This window comes from Neisseria sp. P0021.S005, from assembly GCF_051956955.1.
Genome location: NZ_JBQCWY010000969.1, coordinates 1 through 447 on the forward strand (window position 1 = coordinate 1; position 447 = coordinate 447).

General features: G+C 54.6%; 1 protein-coding gene. It reads right to left on the bottom strand.

The genetic code is table 11. From position 1 onward, the window contains the following. The coding region (locus tag ACTHUE_RS20420) for an FAD-binding oxidoreductase (RefSeq protein WP_440424322.1) at window positions 1-447 on the bottom strand (447 nt) is incomplete at both ends.

Below are 447 nucleotides of genomic sequence, written 5' to 3' on the forward strand. Positions count from 1 at the left end.
TTTCTTGGCCGTTTTGATAGAGAAACTCGGCAAGTTTTTCGTCGAGCGCGGCATCGGGAACGGAATCGGTCAGTTCGAGCAGGACGTGCCAGTTTGCATCGGTCGGCTGTTTGAGATGACTGAACTCGGAAGACAATGCCAAAGCGTAGCGGCTGATCAGCTCGAAACTGGTGAGACGTTCGGCAAAATGCCCTTGTACGGCTGTTAAAAGCTGTACGGCAGATTCGATGTCGTCCAAACCTACCCACGCGGTCGCTATGGTTTGCGGACGGGCGAAGAGTTTGAGCGTAGCGGCGGTGATAATGCCGAGCGTGCCTTCGCTGCCGATAAAGAGGTGGCGCAGGTCGTAACCGGTGGTATTTTTGTGCAGCGGTTGGAGATGGGAAACAAGTTCGCCATTGGGCAGGACGACTTCCAAACCCAATACCAAGTCGCGCATACTGCCGT